Here is a 20,020-nt window from a genome sequence, read left to right on the forward strand (position 1 = left end):
CATTCTCGCACCCACCGCCGACAGCCGGGGGGGGGAATGCGCACCCCGCGACGCATGGTTGAGTGGGCATATGGTCACTGAGGTCGGGCTGCGCGGCGAACGCGGACAGATCCTGCTCTCGCTCATGCTGGCCGGCTTCCTGATCGCCATCGACTCGACGATCCTGGCCACCGCCGTGCCGACGATCGTGGCCGACCTGGGCGGATTCGGCCAGTTCCCCTGGCTGTTCTCGATCTACCTGCTGGCCCAGGCCGCGTCGGTGCCGGTGTACGCGAAGCTGTGCGACACGTTCGGCCGCAAGCCGATGATGATCATCGGCATCCTGCTGTTCCTGGCCGGCTCGGTCGCCAGCGCTCTCGCCTGGAACATGACCGCCCTGATCGTGTTCCGCGCCGTCCAGGGTCTCGGCGCGGGCGCGATCACCCCGACGAGCATGACCATCGCCGGCGACATCTACACGGTGCGCGAACGCGCCACCGCCCAGGCGTACCTGGCCAGCGTGTGGGCGATCTCGTCGGTGGCCGGGCCGACCCTGGGCGGCGTGTTCGCGCAGTTCCTGTCGTGGCGGTGGATCTTCTGGATCAACGTGCCGCTGTGCCTGCTGGCCCTGTTCATGCTGACCCGCAGCTACCACGAGCGATTCGAGCGGCACCGCCAGCGGATCGATGTGGCCGGGGCGGCGCTGCTCACGGCCGCCCTGGTCCTGCTCGTGCTCGGCGTGCTGGAGGGCGGGCAGGGCTGGGCGTGGGCGAGCTGGCAGAGCATCGGATGCTTCGGTCTGGGCGGCGCGCTCCTCGTGGCGTTCGCCCTCGTCGAGCGGAGGGCGGCCGATCCCGTGCTCGCCCCGTGGGTGCTGTCCAGCCGGGTCGTGGTCACCACGTCCCTGGCCGCCCTCGGCGTGGGCGCCGTGCTCATCGGCCTGACCTCGTTCGTCCCGACGTTCCTCCAGTCCACCGCCGGCGCGTCGCCGCTGCTGGCCGGGCTCGCGGTGGCGGCGCTGAGCCTGGGCTGGCCGATCAGCGGATCGCTGGCGGGCCGCTTCTATCTGCGCATCGGGTTCCGGTCCACCGCGGTGATCGGCAGCGTGCTGGCCGTGGGCGGCGCGCTGCTGCTGCTCGCGTTCGCCGCGACGCCGTCGCTCGTGCTCACCGCCGCGGCGTGCTTCGTGGTCGGACTCGGCCTGGGCCTGGTCGCCAATCCGTCGCTGATCGCCGCGCAGTCCTCGGTCGACCTGCGCCGTCGCGGCGTGGTCTCGGGCACGAACATGCTCGCCCGCTCGGTGGGCAGCTCGATCGGCGTCGCCGTGTACGGCGCGATCGCCAACGCGGTCATCGCCACCGGCGGCGGGCCGCAGCATCCCTCCGCCATCCAGGCCGGGTCGGTGGCCGTCTTCATCGGCGTCGCCGCCTCTGCGGTGCTCCTGGTGGCGTGCACCGTGCTGATCCCGCACGTGCCGATCGCCGACGAGGGCCGGGGGCGCTAGCGGCCCCGCCACACGTCGCGCAGCGCCTCTTCCAGCTCCGGGTGGGTGAACGCGAATCCGGCATCGGTGAGCCGCTGCGGGAGCACCCACCGGCTCTTCAGCACCAGTTCGGGTTCGGTGCGCAGCGCCCACATGGCCGGCTCCAGCACACACCGCGGGGCAGGCACCCCGATCGGCATCCCCACCACACGACGCAACGTCGCCATGAGCGTGCGGTCATCGGTCGGGTGCGGCGATGACAGATTGACCGGACCGGTGATCTGCGGGTGATCGCGCAGGAACCGTACCGCGCCGACGACATCGTCGAGGTGGATCCAGCTGAATCGCTGTCGCCCGCCCGAGCGGTGCCACGCCGCGCGTCCGTCACCGCTGGGCTGTGTGCCGATGCCGCGATAGCGCCGATGTGGGAACCATCGTCCGTCGAAGTGCGGGCCGCCCAGCCCGAGCCGGGCGAGCGTGAACAGGCGAGCGGTCGCCGGCCCGTCGCCCAGGACGATCGCCATCCGCAGCGCGACCCGCCGCGTGCCGGGCAGGTCGCCCGCGAACAGTTCCGCCTCCCAGTCGCGCGCGACGTCCACGGAGAAGCCCTCGCCGAGTTCGCCGCCGTCCTCGGTCTGGGCCCGGTCCAGCGCGTACCGATAGATCGTCGCGGTGCTCGCGTTCAGCCAGAGGCCGGGCGGGGCGGATGCCGCCGCCACCGCATCGCCGAGCATCCGCGTGGTCGCGACCCGCGACCGGTGGATCTCGTCCCGGTTCCGATCGGTGTACCGGCAGTCGACCGACTTGCCGGCGAGGTTCACCAGCACGGCCGCGCCGTCGACCGCTCGCCGCACGCCGTCGGCGTCGTCCCAGCGCGCGTCCGGGCCGGCGCGGCCGATGTGCCGCACCCGGTACCCGTCCGCGTGCAGAGCCTCGGTCAGCGCTCGTCCGACGAAGCCCGACCCGCCCGCGAGGGTGGCGACCGGGCTCACCCCCGCACCTGCCGCCCGACCTCCGCCGCCGCCGTGTAGTAGTCGGCCAGATCGGCGTCGTCGGTGGGCATGAGCACGACGTGGTCGACGCCGGCCGCCGCGAAGCGGCGCACTCCGGCGGCGATATCCTCGATCGAGCCCGCGAGCACCCGATCGGCGGCGTCGTCCGGCGCGTCGTCGCCGAAGTGGCCGACGGCGCGGGCTGCGGCATCCGTCCCGAAGGCGGCGACGACGTAGGCCACCACGTGCTGCACGGCGTTCGATGCGCGCACCGTCCGCACGGCCGTGGCCACCTCGTCGACGGTGTGCCCCATGTCCAGGACGGTGCCGTCGGCGACCTCGCCGGCCAGTGCCAGGGTCTTCGGCCGTTCGGCGGCCGCGTAGACCCGGGGCGCCGCGGTCGGCGGCCAATCCAGCCGCACCCGGTCGAGCGTCACGTATCGTCCGTCGACGGTGACCTCGTCGCCGGCCAGCAGCGCGCGCAGCGCCGGGACGTACTCGCGCATCAGGGTGAGCGGCGACGCGACCCGGGCGCCGGCCTGGGCCATCCACGGCAGCACGCCGTGGCCGATCCCGGGCATGAGCCGGCCGGGGAAGAGGCGCTCGATCGTCGCGATCTCCATCGCGGTGGCCGCGACGTTGCGGAGCGGCATGGGCGCGATGCCGATCCCGATGCGCAGGCGCGCGGTCCAGGCCAGGGCCGCGGATGCCGCGGCGAACGCCGAGGTGCGGAAGCAGTCCTCCCACACCCACAGCGCGTCGAGCCCCGCGTCCTCGGCGGCGAGCACCGCGGCGCGGAACGATTCGGGCGGATTCGGGTGGGGCGTGAAGATGGCGCCGACGCTCGTCATCCCCCCATCCTGCCCGCCATCTGCACGAACCGCAGGTAATCGGCGACATCGTCGCCGGCGGTCATCGCCCGCAGCACGACCTCGTCGACGGCGCGGCGGTAGGCCGGCAGCGTCCCGCTGTCGGGCGTGATCACGGTCTCGGCCGGGTCGACGCCGAGGCGTGCGAAGTTCGCGGCGTACTTCGGGAAGCGGGCGTAGCGCTGCACCTCCGCGCGCAGCCGCGGCATCCCGCCCGGCTCCAGGGCCGTGCGGACGTAGAGCGCGACATGCGCAGCCGGCGCAGCCAGGTGCGCCCTCGCCGTCTGCGCGGCGGCGTCCTGCGGGGTCAGCCAGCTCAGCAGCATCCCGTCGCCGGCCTCGGCCGCCAGCGCCCGCATCTTCGGGCCGAGCGCGCCGACGACGATCGGCGCATCCGTCCCCGCACGCAGGGCGTCGATGCCGTTGCGCATGGGCGCCAGGACCGGACCGGATGCCTGACCCGAGCCGATCCCCAGCATCAGCCGGCCCTCCGGCAGGCCGTCGGCCTTGGCCAGGATCTCCTCCGGGGTGCAGCGGTCCAGCGGCACGACACCGGTGCCCAGCATCAGCCGTTCGGTGACCCGCGCCGCCGCCTGCAGCGCGGCCAGCGCGTCGCCGCCGGGGGTGTCGTTCACCCAGAGGCCGAAAAGGCCGGCACCCTCGGCCGCCGCGGCGATCTGTGCGATCGCCGCGGGGCCGAGGGTGCCGGCCACTCCGATGGACAGGGGTGCATCGCTCATGTCCCGAGTGTGCCACGCACCTCCCCCGTGCGGGTCACGCCGCCTGGTGCACGGGCGCCGCCGTGACGGCCAGCGCCCCCTCCGCGGCATCCACGGTCACCGCTCCGCCGTCGCCCAGCGCACCCGACACGAACAGGTCGGCGATGCGGTCGTCGACCTCGCGCTGGATGAGCCGGCGCAGCGGGCGCGCCCCGTACTCGGGCTCGTAGCCGTTCTCGACCAGCCACGCCACGGCGGCGTCGGTGACCTCGATGCGCACGTCCCGTCCGGCCAGCCGCGTGCGGCTCGCGTCCAGCAGCAGCCGGACGATCTCGCCGAGCTGCGTGCGATCCAGCTTGCGGAACAGCACGATCTCGTCGATCCGGTTCAGGAACTCCGGACGCATCGCCTCGCGGAGCTTGCCCATGACCCGATCGCGCAGGTCCTTCTCCGACCCGAACCCGGTCTCTCCCCCGCCGTCGGCGAGGAATCCGATGGCCCCGCCGCGGGACGCGAGGAACTCGCTGCCGAGGTTGGAGGTCATCACCACCACGGTGTTGCGGAAGTCGACCGTGCGCCCCTGCCCGTCGGTCAGGCGCCCGTCATCGAGCACCTGCAGCAGCAGGTTGAACACGTCGGGATGCGCCTTCTCGATCTCGTCGAACAGCACGACGGAGTACGGGTTGCGCCGCACCCGCTCGGTGAGCTGCCCGGCCTCGTCGTAGCCCACGTATCCCGGAGGGGCGCCGACCAGGCGCGACACCGTGTGCCGCTCGCCGAACTCGCTCATGTCGAACCGGATCACCGAGCTCTCGTCGTCGAACAGCGACTGCGCGAGAGCCTTGGCCAGCTCGGTCTTGCCGACGCCGGTCGGGCCTAGGAACAGGAACGAGCCGATCGGCCGGCGCGCGTCGCCCATGCCGGTGCGGTTGCGCCGCACCGCCTTGGCGACGGCGGTCACCGCGTCGTCCTGTCCGATGACCCGCGCGTGCAGCTCGTGCTCGAGCATCGCGAGGCGGTCGCGCTCGCTCTCGGTGAGACGCGCGACCGGGATGCCGGTGGCGCGGCTGATCACGGCGGCGATCTCGGGCTCGTCCACGACGGCATCCGCCGCCGGCGCCGCGACCAGTTCGTCCAGCTGCCGCTGCACGTCCGCGATGTCGTCGCGCAGCCGCGAGGCGTCCTCGTAGTGCTCTGCCGAGACGGCGGCGTTCTTCTCCGCCTCCAGATCGGCCAGCTGCTGCAGCAGCACGCCGGAGTCGGTCCGCACGCCCAGGCGCAGCCGCAGCCGGGCGCCGGCCTGGTCGATGAGGTCGATCGCCTTGTCCGGAAGCACCCGCTCGGTCAGGTACCGGTCGCTCAGCTCGACGGCGGCGCGCAGCGCGTCGTCGGTGTAGCTCACCCGGTGGTGCTCTTCGTACGCGGGCTTGAGGCCGTGCAGGATCCGGATCGCGTCGTCCACGCTCGGCTCGCCGACCTTGACCGGCTGGAACCGGCGCTCCAGCGCAGCATCCTTCTCGATCCGCCGGTACTCGCCCAGCGTCGTCGCGCCGATCAGGTGCAGTTCGCCGCGCGCCAGGCGCGGCTTGAGGATGTTGCCGGCATCCATCCCGCCGGCATCCCCGCCGCCGCCGGCGCCGACCACGGTGTGCACCTCGTCGATGAACACGATCAGCTCACCGGAGTGAGCCGCGATCTCGTCCATCATCTTGGTCAGCCGCTCCTCGAAGTCGCCGCGGTAGCGCGTGCCGGCGACCATGGCAGCCAGGTCCAGGGCGATCACCCGCTTGCCGCGCAGCTGCTCGGGCACCTCGTCCGCCACGATCGCTCGGGCCAGACCCTCCACGATCGCCGTCTTGCCGACGCCGGCCTCTCCGACCAGCACCGGGTTGTTCTTGGTGCGGCGTGACAGGATCTCGATCGTCTGCTCGATCTCGTCGGCGCGTCCGATCACCGGATCGAGTTCGCCGGCCTCGGCCAGGGCGGTCAGGTCGGTGCCGAACTGGGCCAGCATCGGCGTGTCGCTCTGCTCCGCGCCGCCCGCAGCCGACGTTCCGCCGGCCGTCATGGTCTCGTTCGCACCCTGGGTGAGCGCCTCGGCGGTCACCCCTGCCTGGGCCAGCACCTGCCCGGACGGGATGTCCTGGGCGAGCACGAGGGCGAAGAACAGGTGCTCCGGGTCGACGTAGGTGGATCCGGACGAGCGGGCGACCTGGAACGCGTGGAACAGCGCCCGCTGCAGCGACGGGGTCATCACAGCGCCGTCGGTCTCGCCGATCGCACGCGTCTCGGCCGGCAGCCGCTGCTCGGCCGCCCGGGCGATGACCGCCGGGTCGGCGCCGACGCGCCGCACCGCCTCGCGGGTGGGCGAGACGTCCATCAGCATCCGCAGCACGTGCAGCGTGTCGACCTCGCGCTGGCCGCGCCCCAGAGCGAACTGGACCGCGTTCTGCAGCACCTCTTGGGTGCGGGCGGTCATGAAGCGGCTCAGATCGACCGAGCGCTGTTGACGCGCCCGCTCGCCGGCGAGGTAGCGCGCGAGGAAGTCGTCGAACGCGCCCGCGCCGTTCTCGGCGCCCTCGATCGGGGGTGTGCCGTCATCGAACATTCAGTACTCCTCGAAACTTGAGTGTATGTGCATCAAGTCTACGAACTTGAGCACGGTTGTATCAAGTTACAACGCGACGGTGCACCGGGTATTCCAGGTCGCGGGCAGCACGTCCGAGCATGTCGGAGCCCCCGCGTAGCGTCGGAGTCACACATTCGAAGGAGACCCCATGGACTGGCGCATCGAGCTGATCTTCGTACCCGTGACCGACGTCGACCGCGCGAAGGAGTTCTACACCCGGATCGGGTTCCACCCCGACCACGACCAGACGCCGTTCGACGGACTGCGGTTCGTGCAGATGACCCCGCCCGGGTCGGCGTGCTCGATCGCGTTCGGCACGAACCTCGGCATCGATCTCGAGCCGGGGCGGCAGAACACCATCCAGGTGGTCGTTCCGGATGCCGACGAGGCGCTCGCGCACCTGCGTGCGGCCGGCGCCGAGGCCGAGGGGGTCGACGAGCAGGCGTGGGGCCGCTTCGTGACGTTCCGCGACCCCGACGGCAACCGCTGGACGCTGCAGCAGTTGCCGGCCCGGTAGTCAGCGGGCGGGCACCGCTCGCGCCCGCAGCGACGGATCGACCTCGTCCCACTTCTGCACTGTCTGGGCGATCCAGAACACCGCGAACAGCACGACCAGACCGGACTCCCCCACCAGGATCCAGGGCTGCCCGGTCTGGTCGGCGCCGGCGAGCCGGGCGATCATGACGATGCCGAGGTAGACGAGGAAGGCCGCCATCCCGATGGCGACGCCGGCGTACAGCGCGCGCCACCGATCCGCCGACGTGATCGCCGCGGTCACCGCGACCGCGGCGGTCAGGGCGAAGAAGGCGCCGGTGGCCACCAGGTGGCCGAGGCGCAGGAGGCTGTCGGGTGCCGTGAGCATCCAGCCGATCACGCCGATCGCGACGATCACCGCCACACCGGCGGCCACGAGCACGCCGGTCGCCGCGGTGCGCTGCACCCGGGCCAGTACGAGCGCCAGGACCACGCCGAGGACGGCGATCACCGCGAAGGTCACGATGCCGTTGCGCACGTCGGGGGCGGCATCCGCCGGCACGCACGGCACCGACGATGAGCACTCCGGCTCGACACCCGGGGCATCGCCGGCCTGGATCGGGGTGGGGATGATCGCGATCAGCGGGGCGAACAGCGCCGCCAGATCCAGCAGGATCTGCTCGAGGCTGTGACCGGACAGGGCCAGCAGCGCCAGCGCGATGGCGAACAGCACCCCGGTGAACACCGTGCGCCCCGGCGTGTAGAACAGTGCGCTCAGGGAGGTCACCGCGCCGTCGGCCACCACGACGGCGACCAGGGATGCCGCCAGGGCCGCCACGGCGCCGACGATCGAGATCCGCAGATACCGGTAGGTGCGCTGGGTGGATGTGCTGGAGAGCTGCATATTCACGATCCTGCACCCCGCGGGCCGGATCCGCGGGGCGCTAGCCTTGGGGCGTGTCCACGACGTCCACGCTGCTCGGCCGTGCCGACCGGAGCGTCGCGGAGCTGACCCCGGGGTACTTCGCGCTGGTCATGGCCAGTGGGATCGTCTCGGTCGGGATGCGCACGAACGGCTGGGTCGCGGCATCCGTCCTGCTCCTGGCCGTCGCCGCGATCGCGTACGTCGTCCTCATCGTGCTGAACATCGTGCGGACGGTGCGCCACCGCGCGAATCTGGCGGAGGACTTCGCCGACCCGGCCCGCGCGTTCGGGTTCTTCACATTCGTGGCCGCCACCTGCGTGCTGGGCAGCCGGCTCAGTCAGGAGGGCGGCTTCCACATCGTGTCGCTGGTGCTGCTGCTCGTGGCATCCATCGCGTGGATCATCCTCGGCTACACCGTGCCGTGGACGGCGGTGCTCGGCGACCGCAAGGCGCAGCCGATCACCACCGCCAACGGCACCTGGTTCATCTGGGCGGTCGCCAGCCAATCGATCGCCGTGCTGGCGGCGACCCTCGAGGTCGAGCCCGAACTCGCTCCCGCGCGGCCGGCCCTGGCGCTGCTGGCCGTCTTCTCCTGGTCGGTGGGGACCTTCCTCTACTGCGCGGTCGGGGTGTTCGTGGGGGTGCGGATGCTGACCGTGCCGTTCCGGCCCGCAGACCTCACGCCGCCGTACTGGGTCGCGATGGGGGCCACCGCCATCACCGTCGTGGCGGGTGCGCGGATCGTGCAGATGGCGGATGCGCCGATGGTGGATGCCACGCGCGGCCTGATCGCGGGCGCCTCGGTGTTCTTCTGGGCGTTCGGGAGCTGGCTGATCCCGCCGCTGGTGATCGCCGGCTGGTGGCGGCACGTGCGCCACCGCATCCCCTTCCGCTACGAGGCGACGCTGTGGAGCATCGTCTTCCCCCTGGGGATGTACGGCGTGGGCTCGCAGTTCCTCGGCGACGTCGACCATCTGCCGATCGTGCACACGATCGGCTACGTCGAGATGTGGGTGGCGCTGGCGGCGTGGACCGGGACCTTCGTCTGGATGCTGGTCACCATCTGGCGCGACGTGCTGCGGCCGGTCAGGCCCGCCCGCCGGGCGGACCGATCACCAGCAGCGCGGTGAACAGCACCGCCACCGCGACGACGGCCAGGCCGCCCAGGAGCACCGGTCGGACCAGGAAGAAGCGCAGCAGCCGGTCGTGCCAGGTGCCGTCGCGCGGATCGTCGGTGGCCTCCCGGCGCCAGTCGCCGGCCAGCCGCCCGGTGCGGTGCAGCCAGATCTCGGTCGGAATCGTCGCGTAGGGCACGATCGCCGAGCCGATCGCGACGATCGTCGGCCACGCGCCCCAGCGGTTGTTCTTGGCGATCAGGATCGCTGTGGCGCCGTAGCAGAGGAAGACGAACCCGTGGATGCCGCCGCCGATCAGGACGGCCACGGCCAGCCCGGCGGTCGCGCGCAGGATCAGACCGGTGATCAGAAGGGTCCACGTGATGGCTTCGGCGAGGGCGAAGACACGGAAGAGTCGGGAGGGAGAGCGGAACATACCTTCAGTGTAACTGAAGATCCTTCAGGGATTCTGAAGGTCCTCTCCGAACGGCTCCTCGTGCAGCCCCTCGAGAGCGTCGGTCAGCGCCGGCGAGGCCTGCGAGAACACGGCGTCCAGGCGCGCGAGCCGCGCATCGGCCTCGGCGAGCGCCGCGGCCCCCTTCTCGGTGACGCGGAGGGTGGATGCTGCGCCCGCGTGGGCTGTGGCATCCGCCGCCAGCCCGTCTCCGACCAGCGCGCGCACCGCCGTGTGGGCGGTCTGCACGGTGATCTGCGAACGCCGCGCCAACTCCGAGAACGAGATGCCGGGCGTGGCCTGGATGTGCGCGAGCAGCCCGTACTTCCGGGTGGTCAGGCCCAGGTCCTTCAGCTGCGCGTTCAACTGTCCGTCCCAGATGCTCCCGACCGTCAGCAGGGAGATCACGGGACTGAACGGCGGACGCTGAGGCATAGGGCAATGCTAGTAGGGGCGACCCGGAGGCAGAGCGACGACGGGAAGGAGGTAGATTCGCCCGGCGACGGCCAACGGATGCCCCGACATGTAGGCGGCAGCTTCTTCGATCGACTCGGCCTCGATGAGGTCGTACCCGGCGAACCACTCCTTGAATTCCGGGAACGGACCGTCGGTGACGAGAACCTCGCCGTCGCGCACGGCGACCGATTTCGCCAGTTCCGGCCCGGCGACCGGGCCGCCCAGCTCGAGCATCCCGGCGTTCGTGCCCTGTTCGGCCCAGGTATCGAGCATCCGACGATCTTCCGCCTGGTCGAGCGCGGTTCCTGTCCGATCCGTCATGTGGATGACGAGATATGTGCTGGTCATGAGGTTCCTCCGTCGTTGTTCGTCGTGTCGGCGAGTTCGTGCCGCCGACGGGTGAGAAGTGCGAGCTCGGCCGGGTTGACCGCCAACTGGATCGCGCGGTCGTAGGCTGCGCGCGCTTCCTGCCGACGCCCGGTCAGACGCAGCAGCTCCGCGCGCGTCGTCTGGAAGGCGTGATGGTCGCCCAGCTCTCCGCCCAGCGGTTCGATGAGCGCGAGGGCGAGGTCGGGTGAGTCGTACTCGGAGATCGCGATGGCCGTGTTGAGCCGCACGATCGGACTCGGGTCGATGCGTTCGAAGGCGGTGTACAGAGCGACGATTCGGCCCCAGTCGGTGTCCTGTGCCCGCTGTGCGGAGACGTGCACGGCGTTGATCGCGGCGAGCAGTCGGTAGCGGCCCAGCCCGGCGATGTTCCTGCCGTTGGCTTCCAGCGCACCGTCGAGCAGCGCGATGCCTTCGTGAATGAGGTCCTGGTTCCAGGAGCCGCGATCCTGCTCATCCAGTCGGATGAGCTCCCCGTCGGCGGAGAGGCGCGCATCGGCACGCGCCTGGGTGAGAAGCATCAGCGCCAGCAGGCCTGTCGCCTCGGCATCCTCGGGCGTACCTGCAGGGAGAAGTCTTCTCACGAGTCGTGCGAGACGGATCGCCTCGTCGGTGAGGTCGCGACGGATCGGATCAACGTCCTCCCCCGACGCGAAGTAGCCCTCATTGAAGATCAGATAGAGCACGGCGAGCACTCCGGCGACACGCTCCTGTACGTCGTCATGCTGTGGCATCCGGAACGGCACGCCCGCAGCTTTGATCTTCGCCTTGGCGCGGCTGATCCGCTGCCCCATCGTCCTCTCCTGCACCAGGAAGGCCCGGGCGATCTCGGCGACGGTGAGACCGCCGATCATCCGCAGGGTGAGCGCGACACGGGCATCCATCGACAGCACCGGTTGGCAGCACGTGAAGATCAACCGCAGCCGGTCGTCTTCAACGACGCCGAGAGGCTCGGCAGGCGAGTCGTCCTCCATGAGAAGCGCCTCCCTCTGTTTGCCGTCGCGCTTGGCCTCGCGGCGCAGCCGGTCGACCGCCTTGCGGTGCGCGGTCGTAGTGATCCAGGCACCCGGATTCGGCGGCACACCGTCGACAGGCCAGCGCTCGACCGCCGTGGCGAACGCTTCAGCAGCGGTCTCTTCGGCGATGTCGAGGTCGCCGTAGCGGCGGGCGAGGCCGGCGACGATCATGCTCCACTCCTCGCGGTAGGTGCGCGAGATCGCGGCATCCGCGTCGACCATCGCGCTCCTCTCGATCGCACGTGCGGCGACCCTCATCATCACCACGAACACGTCCGGGTCAATTCGACAGGATGCCGGAAGAGATTCTCAACCCTTTCGTGCGTGTCGAAATCTGCGGTGTCGATCGTGGTGTCGATGAGGACGGCCGACCGCGCCGGCCCACGACGAGAGGAAGCGACATGTACGCCGACACCATGAGCCACGCCGCTGCCCGCGAGTTCAGCGACCGGATCAGCGACATGCGCTGGGAACTCGAGCAGGAACGCATGGCGCGGCGTCGGGCCGCCGTGGCGCGCCACGCAGCATTCATCCGCTCGATCCCGACGTCGTTCGCCGTGCTGCTTCATGCGGGTACGCGCGGTTCACGAGGTGTATGACACGACGAGGGGGTGGATGCTGCGCAGCATCCACCCCTCGTCTGTGCAACTCAGAGGCTTAGAAGTCCCAGTCGTCGTCCTCCGTGGCCTCGGCCTTGCCCATGACGTACGACGAGCCCGACCCGCTGAAGAAGTCGTGGTTCTCATCGGCGTTCGGCGACAGGGCCGACAGGATGGCCGGGTTCACATCGGTCACGGTCGCCGGGAACATGGGCTCGTAGCCGAGGTTCATCAGCGCCTTGTTGGCGTTGTAGTGCAGGAACTTCTTGACGTCCTCGGTCAGCCCGACGCCGTCGTACAGGTCCTGCGTGTACTGCACCTCGTTGTCGTACAGCTCGTACAGCAGCGAGAAGGTGTAGTCCTTCAGGTCCTGGCGCCGGGCCTCGTCGACCCGCTCGAGCCCCTTCTGGAACTTGTACCCGATGTAGTAGCCGTGCACGGCCTCGTCGCGGATGATGAGGCGGATGATGTCGGCCGTGTTGGTGAGCTTGGCCTTGGACGAGAAGTGCATCGGCAGGTAGAAGCCCGAGTAGAACAGGAACGACTCGAGCAGCGTCGAGGCGACCTTGCGCTTGAGCGGGTCGTCGCCACGGTAGTACTCCATGACGATCTGCGCCTTGCGCTGCAGGTTCTCGTTCTCGTTCGACCAGCGGAACGCCTCGTCGATGTCCTTCGTCGAGGCCAGCGTCGAGAAGATCGACGAGTAGCTCTTCGCGTGCACCGACTCCATGAAGGCGATGTTCGTGTACACCGCCTCCTCGTGCGGGGTGATGGCATCCGGGATCAGCGAGACGGCGCCCACGGTCCCCTGGATCGTGTCCAGCAGGGTGAGCCCGGTGAACACCCGCATCGTGAGGAGCTTCTCGTCGGCGGTGAGCGTGTTCCACGACTGGACGTCGTTGGACAGGGGCACCTTCTCCGGCAGCCAGAAGTTGCCCGTCAGCCGGTGCCACACCTCGAGGTCCTTCTCGTCCTCGATGCGGTTCCAGTTGATCGCCTGCACGGTCGAGAGCAGTTTGAGCGGTTCAGGGGTCATGTTCGGTCCTTCTTCGCGAAGTCTGTCGATACCGGGGTCACAGCATGCAGCTGACGCACTGATCCAGCTCCGTGCCCTCCAGTGCCATCTGACGCACCCGGATGTAGTAGAGCGTCTTGACGCCCTTGCGCCAGGCGTAGATCTGCGCCCGGTTGACCTCGCGCGTGGTGGCGGTGTCCTTGAAGAACAGCGTCAGGCTCAGCCCCTGGTCCACGTGCTGCGTGGCCACCGCATAGGTGTCGATGATCTTCTCCGGGCCGATCTCGTACGCGTCCTGGTAGTACTCCAGGTTGTCGTTCGTCATGAACGGCGCCGGGTAGTAGACGCGGCCGAGCTTGCCCTCCTTGCGGATCTCGATCTTCGAGACGATCGGGTGGATCGAGCTGGTCGAGTTGTTGATGTACGAGATCGATCCGGTCGGCGGCACGGCCTGCAGGTTCTGGTTGTAGATGCCGTGCTCCTGGATGGAGGCCTTCAGCTGCACCCAGTCCTCCTGGGTGGGGATGCTGTGACCGGCGAACATCTCCGTCACCTTCGCGGTGGCGGGGTTCCACTCCTGCTGGATGTACTTGTCGAAGAACTCCCCCGACGCGTACGTCGAGTCGGCGAACCCGTCGAAGGCCTCGCCGCGCTCGATGGCGATCCTGTTCGACGCGCGCAGCGCGTGGTACAGCACCGTGTAGAAGTAGATGTTCGTGAAGTCCAGCCCCTCCTCGGAGCCGTAGTGCACGTGCTCCCGCGCGAGGTAGCCGTGCAGGTTCATCTGACCCAGGCCGATCGCGTGCGACCGGTCGTTGCCGTCCTCGATCGAGCGCACCGACGAGATGTGGCTCTGGTTGCTGACCGCGGTCAGCCCCCGGATCGCGGTCTCCACCGACTTGCCGAGGTCGCCGCCGTCCATCGCCAGCGCGATGTTCATCGAACCGAGGTTGCACGAGATGTCCTTGCCGATCTCGTTGTACGAGAGGTCCTCGTTGTACGTGGTCGGCGTGTTGACCTGCAGGATCTCGCTGCACAGGTTCGACATGTTGATCCGGCCCTTGATCGGGTTGGCCCGGTTCACGGTGTCCTCGAACATGATGTACGGGTAGCCCGACTCGAACTGGATCTCGGCCAGCGTCTGGAAGAACTCGCGCGCATTGATCTTCGTCTTCTTGATGCGCGGGTCGTCCACCATCTCGCGGTACTTCTCGGTGACCGAGATGTCGCCGAAGGGCACGCCGTAGACGCGCTCGACGTCATACGGGGAGAACAGGTACATGTCCTCGCCGTTCTTGGCCAGCTCGAACGTGATGTCCGGGATGACGACGCCCAGCGACAGCGTCTTGATGCGGATCTTCTCGTCGGCGTTCTCACGCTTGGTGTCCAGGAACCGCATGATGTCGGGGTGGTGGGCGTTCAGATAGACCGCCCCGGCGCCCTGCCGCGCCCCCAGCTGATTGGCGTAGCTGAAGCTGTCTTCGAGCAGCTTCATCACCGGGATGATGCCGGAGGACTGGTTCTCGATCTGCTTGATCGGCGCGCCGGACTCGCGGATGTTGCTCAGCAGCAGAGCGACGCCGCCGCCGCGCTTGGACAGCTGCAGCGCCGAGTTGATGCCGCGGGCGATCGACTCCATGTTGTCTTCGATCCGCAGCAGGAAGCAGCTGACGAGCTCGCCGCGCTGCGCCTTGCCGGTGTTCAGGAACGTGGGGGTCGCCGGCTGGAACCGACCCGACACGATCTCGTCGACCAGGTCGCGGGCCACCTGCTGGTCGCCGTCCGCCAGGCCGAGCGCCGTCATCACGACCCGGTCCTCGAACCGCTCGAGGTAGCGCTTGCCGTCGAAGGTCTTCAGCGTGTAGCTGGTGTAGTACTTGAACGCGCCGAGGAACGTGGAGAAGCGGAACTTCATGCCGTAGGCGCGGTCGTTGAGCTCCTGGATGAACTCGAACGGGTACTTGGCGAGCACCTCGGGCTCGTAGTACTCCTTCTCGACCAGGTAGTCCAGGCGCTCCTTGAGCGAGTGGAAGAACACCGTGTTCTGGTTGACGTGCTGCAGGAAGTACTCCCGTGCCGCACGCTTGTCGGCGTCGAACTGGATCTTCCCGTCCGGGCCGTACAGGTTCAGCATCGCGTTCAGAGCGTGATAATCCATGCCCTCGAACCGCGCGTCGGTCTTGAAGGGGACGTCATCCGTCAATGCAGCTTCCACCATCGTTCCAATCCGTCGCTCACCTGAGCCACGTCCTCGGGCGTGCCGAACAGTTCAAGCCGATACAGGTGCGGCACGTGACACTTGCGGCTGATGATCTCTCCGGCCAGGCAGTACGCCTCGCCGAAATTCGTGTTCCCCGCGGAGATGACCCCGCGGATCCATTTGCGGTTGTCCTCGTCGTTGAGGAACCTGATGACCTGCTTCGGGACGGAGCCCTTCTCGGCACCGCGCCCCTGCCCGCCGCCGTACGTCGGGGTGACCAGCACGAACGGCTCGTCCACCCGCAGCGGCGGCTCGGAGCTGTGCGGACCGGAGTGCAGCGGAATGCGCCGCGCCGGCAGGCCGAGCTTGTCCACGAAGCGCGCCGTGTTCCCCGAGACACTGGAGAAGTAGACGAGCAGCGGTGCTGCGACCGCGGTGGGCATGTCAGGCCAGACGGGCGGCGAGCTCGTCGATCTTGTCCGGGCGGAACCCCGACCAGTGGCCGTCGTCGGTGATGACGACGGGCGCCTGCAGGTAGCCCAGCGCCTTGACCTGCTCGAGGGCCGCCGGCTCCTCGGTCAGGTCGTGGACTTCGTATTCGAGGCCCTTCGAATCCAGTGCGCGGTATGTCGCGTTGCACTGAACGCAGGAAGGCTTCGTGTAGACCGTGATCGCCATGTCGACCACCTCTCCCCTCATCATTCGATCCGTCTGTCCCGGCGATCCCCCCGCCGGAGCTCCAATACTACATATGGGTACCGACAACGGGAAGCACCACAAGGGATAGTAGTTACATCCGTGTAGTTTTCCACCGCTCTCCCCATCTACAACACAGGTTCTCCACCGATTCATCCACAGGACCGGACCGGGTTTCGAGCCTGGGAAACGCCTGAATCACGTGCCTTTTCGGACACCGCGGACGCATCCATCCACACCCCCGACGCTACGAGCCGGTTCCGACATCCGATCCGCTGTGGAAAACGCCCTTCGGCGTGTCGCGGCGTGTCGCGCCCCGGTAACGTTGACCCGTGGCGGGATACCGGGATCTACTGCGCACGCCCGGCATCGGGCGCATCATCACGGCGCAGCTGACGGCGCGCTTCCCCTCGGGGATGACGAGCCTGGCCATCCTGCTGCACGTCGAGCAGATCACCGGCTCGTACGGGGCGGCGGGACTCGTGCTGGCGGCCGCGTCGATCGGGCAGGCCGTGGCCGGCCCGATCACGAGCCGCTGGATGGGCATCTGGGGCATGCGGCGGGTGCTGACCCTCACCATGCTCGTGTGCGCGGCATCCGTCGCCGGCATCGCCCTGCTGCACGTGCCCCTGCCGGCGTACATGGTGCTCGGGCTGCTGGCCGGGCTGTCCACGCCGCCGGTGCAGCCGGCCGTGCGCACGATCTATCCGAAGATGGTCAACTCGCGCCAGCTCACGCCCCTGTTCTCGCTGGACGCCTCGCTGCAGGAGATCATCTGGATCCTCGCGCCGGTGGTGATCACGCTGGTGTCCACCCAGATCGGCACGGTCACCGGTCTGCTGCTGATCGTGGTGATCCTGCTGGCGGGCGGGACGTGGTTCATCCTGTCCCCCGAGCTCGGCCAGGTGCGCATCCCGCGCAGCCGCCGCCGGTTCGGCAAGGTGCTCGCCCGCCCACCCGTGCTGCTGGCGACCCTCGTCGGATTCCTGCTCGTCGGCGCCTGCGCGGCCGTGGAGGCCGGCGTGGTCGCCACGTTCGGGAACGGCGGGGTCGAGGCCGGGCTGGTCCTGGCCGTGTTCGCGGTCGGCAGCCTGGCCGGCGGCCTGGTCTCGGGCAGCATCCCGATGGGCCGGTGGGCCATGGCCCGGCGGATGGCGATCGTGCTGGTCGGTCTGCTGGTGACCACCCTGTTCCTGAACGTGTGGTGGGTCAGCGGCTCGCTGCTGATCGCGGGCATCGGCGTCGCGCCGGCGTTCGCGGTGATCTCGGCGATGACCACGGCGAGCGTGAAGTTCAGCGACACCGCCGAGGCGTTCGGCTGGGTCAACACCGGGCAGCTGATCGGCGCGGCGGCCGGCTCGGCGTTCGCCGGGTTCCTGATCGACGGGATGGGCCCGTCCGGCGCCTACTGGACGGCGGCCGCGTTCGCCGCGGCGGGACTGGTGGTGTGCGTCGTGTTCGTCCGCGGCTTCCCGGACCTGCGCTTCCGCGATCCGAGCCCGATCCCGGACACCGAGCCGGTGGGCACCATCACCTCGTGACTCAGTCGATGACGCGGCGCAGCAGTTCGAGCAGGGCGGCCGCGTACGCGTCGCACGGCTCCGGATGCTCGAACCCGAGCATCCGGGAGTCCAGCTCGATCTCCACCCGATAGGTGTCGGTCAGCCGCCGCAGCGACCGGAAGGTGCCGCGCAGCAGCTCGCGCAGCTGCTCCTCACTGGGCAGCCAGAGCGCGTCCTCCTGCGCGACCGAGTCCAGCGCCCATTCGGTCGTCCCGTTGAAGGCGAGGATGCTGCCGGTCGGGTAGGTGCGGGCCTCGATCGTCATGTCGCTGACCGTGAAGACGTCCGCCTCGAACTCCGGCTCGTCCAGCTGGAAGCGATCGCCCGAGTGCGGATGCCAGAGCAGGCCGGCATCGTGCAGGGCGCGCGCGGCTTCGGTCGAGATCATCTCAGCGGTTCTGCACGTCGTACGCCTTGAGCAGCTCGGCCACCGCCTGCTCGCGCTCGTCGCCCCCCTGCTCGAACATGTGGGTCACGTGCGTGCGCAGATGGTTCTCCAGCAGCAGCTTGTCCAGCGATTCGAGCGCCTTCTGGATCGCCCGAGACTGGGCGATGATGTCCATGCAGTAGTCCTCGCCCTCGATCATCTTCGCGAGCCCCCGCACCTGTCCCTCCACGATGGCCGTGCGGTGGAGAGCGCGCTTTTTGATGTCGTCGATCACGCCGCAAGAGTACCCGCCTGCGTGGCAGGATGGCGCCATGGTGCGCACTCCGACGGCCCTGCTGAGCCCCGCCGACCAGCAGCGCCGGCGCGCATTGCGCACGATGAAGGGGATCGCCCTGGGGGCGCTGCTGGCTCTGGCCGCGGTGTTCGTGGTGGCCTTCGTGCTGGAGGAGCGGTTCGGCTGGCTCGCCTATGTGCGGGCGGCGGCCGAGGGCGGCATGGTCGGCGCGCTTGCGGACTGGTTCGCGGTGACGGCCCTGTTCCGGCATCCGCTCGGCCTGCCCATCCCGCACACCGCCATCATCCCGACCCGCAAGGACGAGATCGGCCGCACGCTCGGCGAGTTCGTCGAGACGAACTTCCTGTCCGGCCCGGTCGTGCGCACCAAGCTCGAGTCGACCGCCCTGGCCGCGCGGCTGGGCGCCTGGCTGGGCGAGCCCGCGCATGCCGAGCGGGTGACCGCCGAGGGCGCCGCGATGGCCTCGGGCGTGCTGCGCGCGCTGTCGGACGCGGACGTGCAGGAGGTGCTGACCTCCCTCGCCCGCGAGCACCTGCTCGCCCCCGAGTGGGGGCCGCCGGCCGGGGCGTGGCTGCAGCGGGTGGTGGATGCCGACGCCCACCACGGCGCGGTGGATCTGGCGGTGGACAGCCTGTCGTCCTGGCTGTCGGCGAACCGCCCGGCCTTCCGTGGCCTGGTCTCTCGCCGGCTTCCGTCGTGGGTGCCGCGGGTGGCGCACCGGTTCGTGGACGACACCGTGTACGGCGAGGCGGTGAAGTTCGCGGCCGCCGTGCGGGCCGACCCGCGGCATCCCGCCCGGCTGGCGTTGGACGGATACCTGGTGCGCCTGGCCGACCGGCTGCAGCACGATCCGGCGATGATCGGGCGGTTCGAGGACGCCAAGACCGCCGTCTTCGACAGCCCGCGGGTCCGCGAGCTCGCCGCCCAGGTGTGGGGCACGGTCAAGAGCGGCCTGCTGTCGGCCCTCGCCGATCCGGCCGGCGCCCTGCGCACCCGGGCGGTGGCCGCGGTCGCCGACGTGGGCGGGCGGCTGCGCACCGAACCCGCGCTGCAGCGCCGCGTGGACGGGTGGGTGACGGATGCCGCGGTGTTCGCCGTGGACCGCTACCGGCACGACATCGCCTCGATCATCACCGACACCGTGGAGCGGTGGGATGCCGCCGAGACCACGGAGAAGATCGAGCTGATGGTCGGCCGCGACCTGCAGTACATCCGCCTGAACGGCACCGTCATCGGCGCCCTCGCCGGCCTGGCCATCTACACCGTCGCGAACCTGCTGCTGGGATGATGGCGATATGAAGGTGCTCGCGCTCGTGCGCCACGCGAAGTCGGACTGGACCACCGCGCGGGAAGACCACGACCGTCCGCTGAACGACCGGGGGCTGCGCGACGCGCCCCGGATGGCCCGGCGGATCGCCGAGACCGGGCTGCGCCCCGACGTGATCCTGTCCAGCACCGCGCTGCGCGCCCGGACCACGGCCGAGGCGTTCGCCGCCGAGCTCGGCGTCGCGGTCGACCTGGAGCCGGAGCTGTACGGGGCTCCGGCCGCGCTGCTGCTGGCCCGCGCCGCCCGCACCGGGGCCGGATCGGTCATGGTGGTCGCGCACGACCCCGGCATGAGCGCGCTCGCGTCGCGGCTGTCCGGCGGCGGGATCGCCCGCATGCCCACCTGCGCGGTCGCCGTGTTCACCTGGGACGCGGACGAGCCGGATGCCGCGACCACGCCGGATCCGGCATCCTTCACCCTCGACACCCCGCGGTAGCGAT

22 protein-coding genes are annotated in these 20,020 nt (G+C 69.6%); 7 read left to right on the top strand and 15 right to left on the bottom strand.

Annotation, left to right across the window (positions count from 1 at the left end; genetic code table 11):
* Positions 1-70: 70 nt before the first annotated feature.
* Positions 71-1,483 (top strand): MFS transporter, encoded by a 1,413-nt coding sequence (locus tag AC0L6F_RS04500; protein WP_274637968.1) that lies wholly within the window; start codon positions 71-73, stop codon positions 1,481-1,483.
* Here AC0L6F_RS04500 and AC0L6F_RS04505 read toward each other — a convergent pair.
* Genes AC0L6F_RS04505 through AC0L6F_RS04520 form a run of 4 tightly spaced genes read right to left on the bottom strand, consistent with a single transcriptional unit; the run spans position 1,480 to position 6,650 of the window.
* A complete protein-coding gene (locus AC0L6F_RS04505) occupies positions 1,480-2,454 on the bottom strand; it encodes an epimerase (RefSeq protein ID WP_473539311.1) in 975 nt (324 codons plus the stop codon). The genes AC0L6F_RS04500 and AC0L6F_RS04505 overlap by 4 nt on opposite strands.
* Complete coding sequence (locus tag AC0L6F_RS04510) at positions 2,451-3,305, bottom strand: LLM class flavin-dependent oxidoreductase (protein WP_473539312.1); 855 nt, start codon at positions 3,303-3,305, stop codon at positions 2,451-2,453. The genes AC0L6F_RS04505 and AC0L6F_RS04510 overlap by 4 nt, the downstream gene beginning before the upstream one ends.
* Positions 3,302-4,063 carry an LLM class flavin-dependent oxidoreductase gene (locus AC0L6F_RS04515; RefSeq protein WP_473539313.1) on the bottom strand — a complete coding sequence of 254 codons (762 nt, stop codon included), beginning with the start codon at positions 4,061-4,063 and terminating at the stop codon, positions 3,302-3,304. Before AC0L6F_RS04515 ends, AC0L6F_RS04510 begins: the two co-directional genes overlap by 4 nt.
* Before the next feature lie 34 nt (positions 4,064-4,097).
* Positions 4,098-6,650 (bottom strand): ATP-dependent Clp protease ATP-binding subunit, encoded by a 2,553-nt coding sequence (locus tag AC0L6F_RS04520; protein WP_473539315.1) that lies wholly within the window; start codon positions 6,648-6,650, stop codon positions 4,098-4,100.
* Between the two features lie 169 nt (positions 6,651-6,819).
* Here AC0L6F_RS04520 and AC0L6F_RS04525 point away from each other — a divergent pair, with 169 nt between their 5' ends.
* Positions 6,820-7,188: a VOC family protein gene (locus tag AC0L6F_RS04525; RefSeq protein WP_473539316.1), complete on the top strand. Its 369-nt coding sequence runs from the start codon at positions 6,820-6,822 to the stop codon at positions 7,186-7,188.
* Here AC0L6F_RS04525 and AC0L6F_RS04530 read toward each other — a convergent pair whose 3' ends face one another.
* Positions 7,189-8,049: a hypothetical protein gene (locus AC0L6F_RS04530; protein WP_473539317.1), complete on the bottom strand. Its 861-nt coding sequence runs from the start codon at positions 8,047-8,049 to the stop codon at positions 7,189-7,191. It abuts the gene before it with no gap.
* A 53-nt stretch (positions 8,050-8,102) separates the two neighbouring features.
* Between AC0L6F_RS04530 and AC0L6F_RS04535 the strand changes: the two genes are divergently transcribed.
* Positions 8,103-9,200 carry a tellurite resistance/C4-dicarboxylate transporter family protein gene (locus tag AC0L6F_RS04535; protein WP_473539318.1) on the top strand — a complete coding sequence of 366 codons (1,098 nt, stop codon included), beginning with the start codon at positions 8,103-8,105 and terminating at the stop codon, positions 9,198-9,200.
* Here AC0L6F_RS04535 and AC0L6F_RS04540 read toward each other — a convergent pair.
* From AC0L6F_RS04540 to AC0L6F_RS04555, 4 genes are read right to left on the bottom strand one after another with little or no spacing between them, the layout of a single operon-like run.
* Complete coding sequence (locus AC0L6F_RS04540) at positions 9,157-9,621, bottom strand: DUF3817 domain-containing protein (RefSeq protein WP_473539319.1); 465 nt, start codon at positions 9,619-9,621, stop codon at positions 9,157-9,159. The genes AC0L6F_RS04535 and AC0L6F_RS04540 overlap by 44 nt on opposite strands.
* Before the next feature lie 24 nt (positions 9,622-9,645).
* Positions 9,646-10,074, bottom strand: coding sequence for a MarR family winged helix-turn-helix transcriptional regulator (locus tag AC0L6F_RS04545; protein WP_259612240.1), 429 nt, complete (start codon positions 10,072-10,074; stop codon positions 9,646-9,648).
* A 9-nt stretch (positions 10,075-10,083) separates the two neighbouring features.
* The gene (locus AC0L6F_RS04550) at positions 10,084-10,443 is read right to left on the bottom strand and encodes a YciI family protein (RefSeq protein WP_473539320.1); all 360 of its coding nucleotides are present in this window, start codon (positions 10,441-10,443) and stop codon (positions 10,084-10,086) included.
* Positions 10,440-11,669, bottom strand: a complete 1,230-nt coding sequence (locus tag AC0L6F_RS04555) for an RNA polymerase sigma factor (protein WP_473539321.1) — start codon at positions 11,667-11,669, stop codon at positions 10,440-10,442. Before AC0L6F_RS04555 ends, AC0L6F_RS04550 begins: the two co-directional genes overlap by 4 nt.
* Positions 11,670-11,899: 230 nt before the next feature.
* Here AC0L6F_RS04555 and AC0L6F_RS04560 point away from each other — a divergent pair, with 230 nt between their 5' ends.
* Positions 11,900-12,097, top strand: coding sequence for a hypothetical protein (locus tag AC0L6F_RS04560; RefSeq protein ID WP_473539322.1), 198 nt, complete (start codon positions 11,900-11,902; stop codon positions 12,095-12,097).
* A gap of 58 nt (positions 12,098-12,155) precedes the next feature.
* On the opposite strand, the gene nrdF is transcribed toward AC0L6F_RS04560, so the two are convergent.
* Genes nrdF through nrdH form a run of 4 tightly spaced genes read right to left on the bottom strand, consistent with a single transcriptional unit; the run spans position 12,156 to position 15,990 of the window.
* Complete coding sequence (gene nrdF, locus AC0L6F_RS04565) at positions 12,156-13,133, bottom strand: class 1b ribonucleoside-diphosphate reductase subunit beta (RefSeq protein WP_259612244.1); 978 nt, start codon at positions 13,131-13,133, stop codon at positions 12,156-12,158.
* 37 nt (positions 13,134-13,170) lie between these two features.
* A complete protein-coding gene (nrdE, locus tag AC0L6F_RS04570) occupies positions 13,171-15,330 on the bottom strand; it encodes a class 1b ribonucleoside-diphosphate reductase subunit alpha (protein ID WP_473539323.1) in 2,160 nt (719 codons plus the stop codon).
* Positions 15,312-15,755: a class Ib ribonucleoside-diphosphate reductase assembly flavoprotein NrdI gene (gene nrdI / locus AC0L6F_RS04575; protein WP_274637954.1), complete on the bottom strand. Its 444-nt coding sequence runs from the start codon at positions 15,753-15,755 to the stop codon at positions 15,312-15,314. The genes nrdE and nrdI overlap by 19 nt, the downstream gene beginning before the upstream one ends.
* Position 15,756: 1 nt before the next feature.
* Positions 15,757-15,990, bottom strand: coding sequence for a glutaredoxin-like protein NrdH (nrdH, locus tag AC0L6F_RS04580; RefSeq protein ID WP_259612245.1), 234 nt, complete (start codon positions 15,988-15,990; stop codon positions 15,757-15,759).
* Between the two features lie 350 nt (positions 15,991-16,340).
* Between nrdH and AC0L6F_RS04585 the strand changes: the two genes are divergently transcribed.
* Complete coding sequence (locus tag AC0L6F_RS04585) at positions 16,341-17,549, top strand: MFS transporter (RefSeq protein WP_274637953.1); 1,209 nt, start codon at positions 16,341-16,343, stop codon at positions 17,547-17,549.
* Position 17,550: 1 nt separating this feature from the next.
* On the opposite strand, the gene AC0L6F_RS04590 is transcribed toward AC0L6F_RS04585, so the two are convergent.
* Complete coding sequence (locus tag AC0L6F_RS04590) at positions 17,551-17,958, bottom strand: pilus assembly protein CpaE (protein WP_473539325.1); 408 nt, start codon at positions 17,956-17,958, stop codon at positions 17,551-17,553.
* A gap of 1 nt (position 17,959) precedes the next feature.
* A complete protein-coding gene (locus tag AC0L6F_RS04595; RefSeq protein ID WP_274637951.1) occupies positions 17,960-18,232 on the bottom strand; it encodes a metal-sensitive transcriptional regulator in 273 nt (90 codons plus the stop codon).
* 37 nt (positions 18,233-18,269) lie between these two features.
* Between AC0L6F_RS04595 and AC0L6F_RS04600 the strand changes: the two genes are divergently transcribed.
* The gene (locus AC0L6F_RS04600) at positions 18,270-19,541 is read left to right on the top strand and encodes a DUF445 domain-containing protein (protein ID WP_274637950.1); all 1,272 of its coding nucleotides are present in this window, start codon (positions 18,270-18,272) and stop codon (positions 19,539-19,541) included.
* 7 nt (positions 19,542-19,548) lie between these two features.
* Positions 19,549-20,016 (top strand): SixA phosphatase family protein, encoded by a 468-nt coding sequence (locus AC0L6F_RS04605; RefSeq protein ID WP_473539326.1) that lies wholly within the window; start codon positions 19,549-19,551, stop codon positions 20,014-20,016.
* Positions 20,017-20,020: the final 4 nt, after the last annotated feature.

It is taken from the genome of Microbacterium sp. G2-16M, assembly GCF_055809115.1.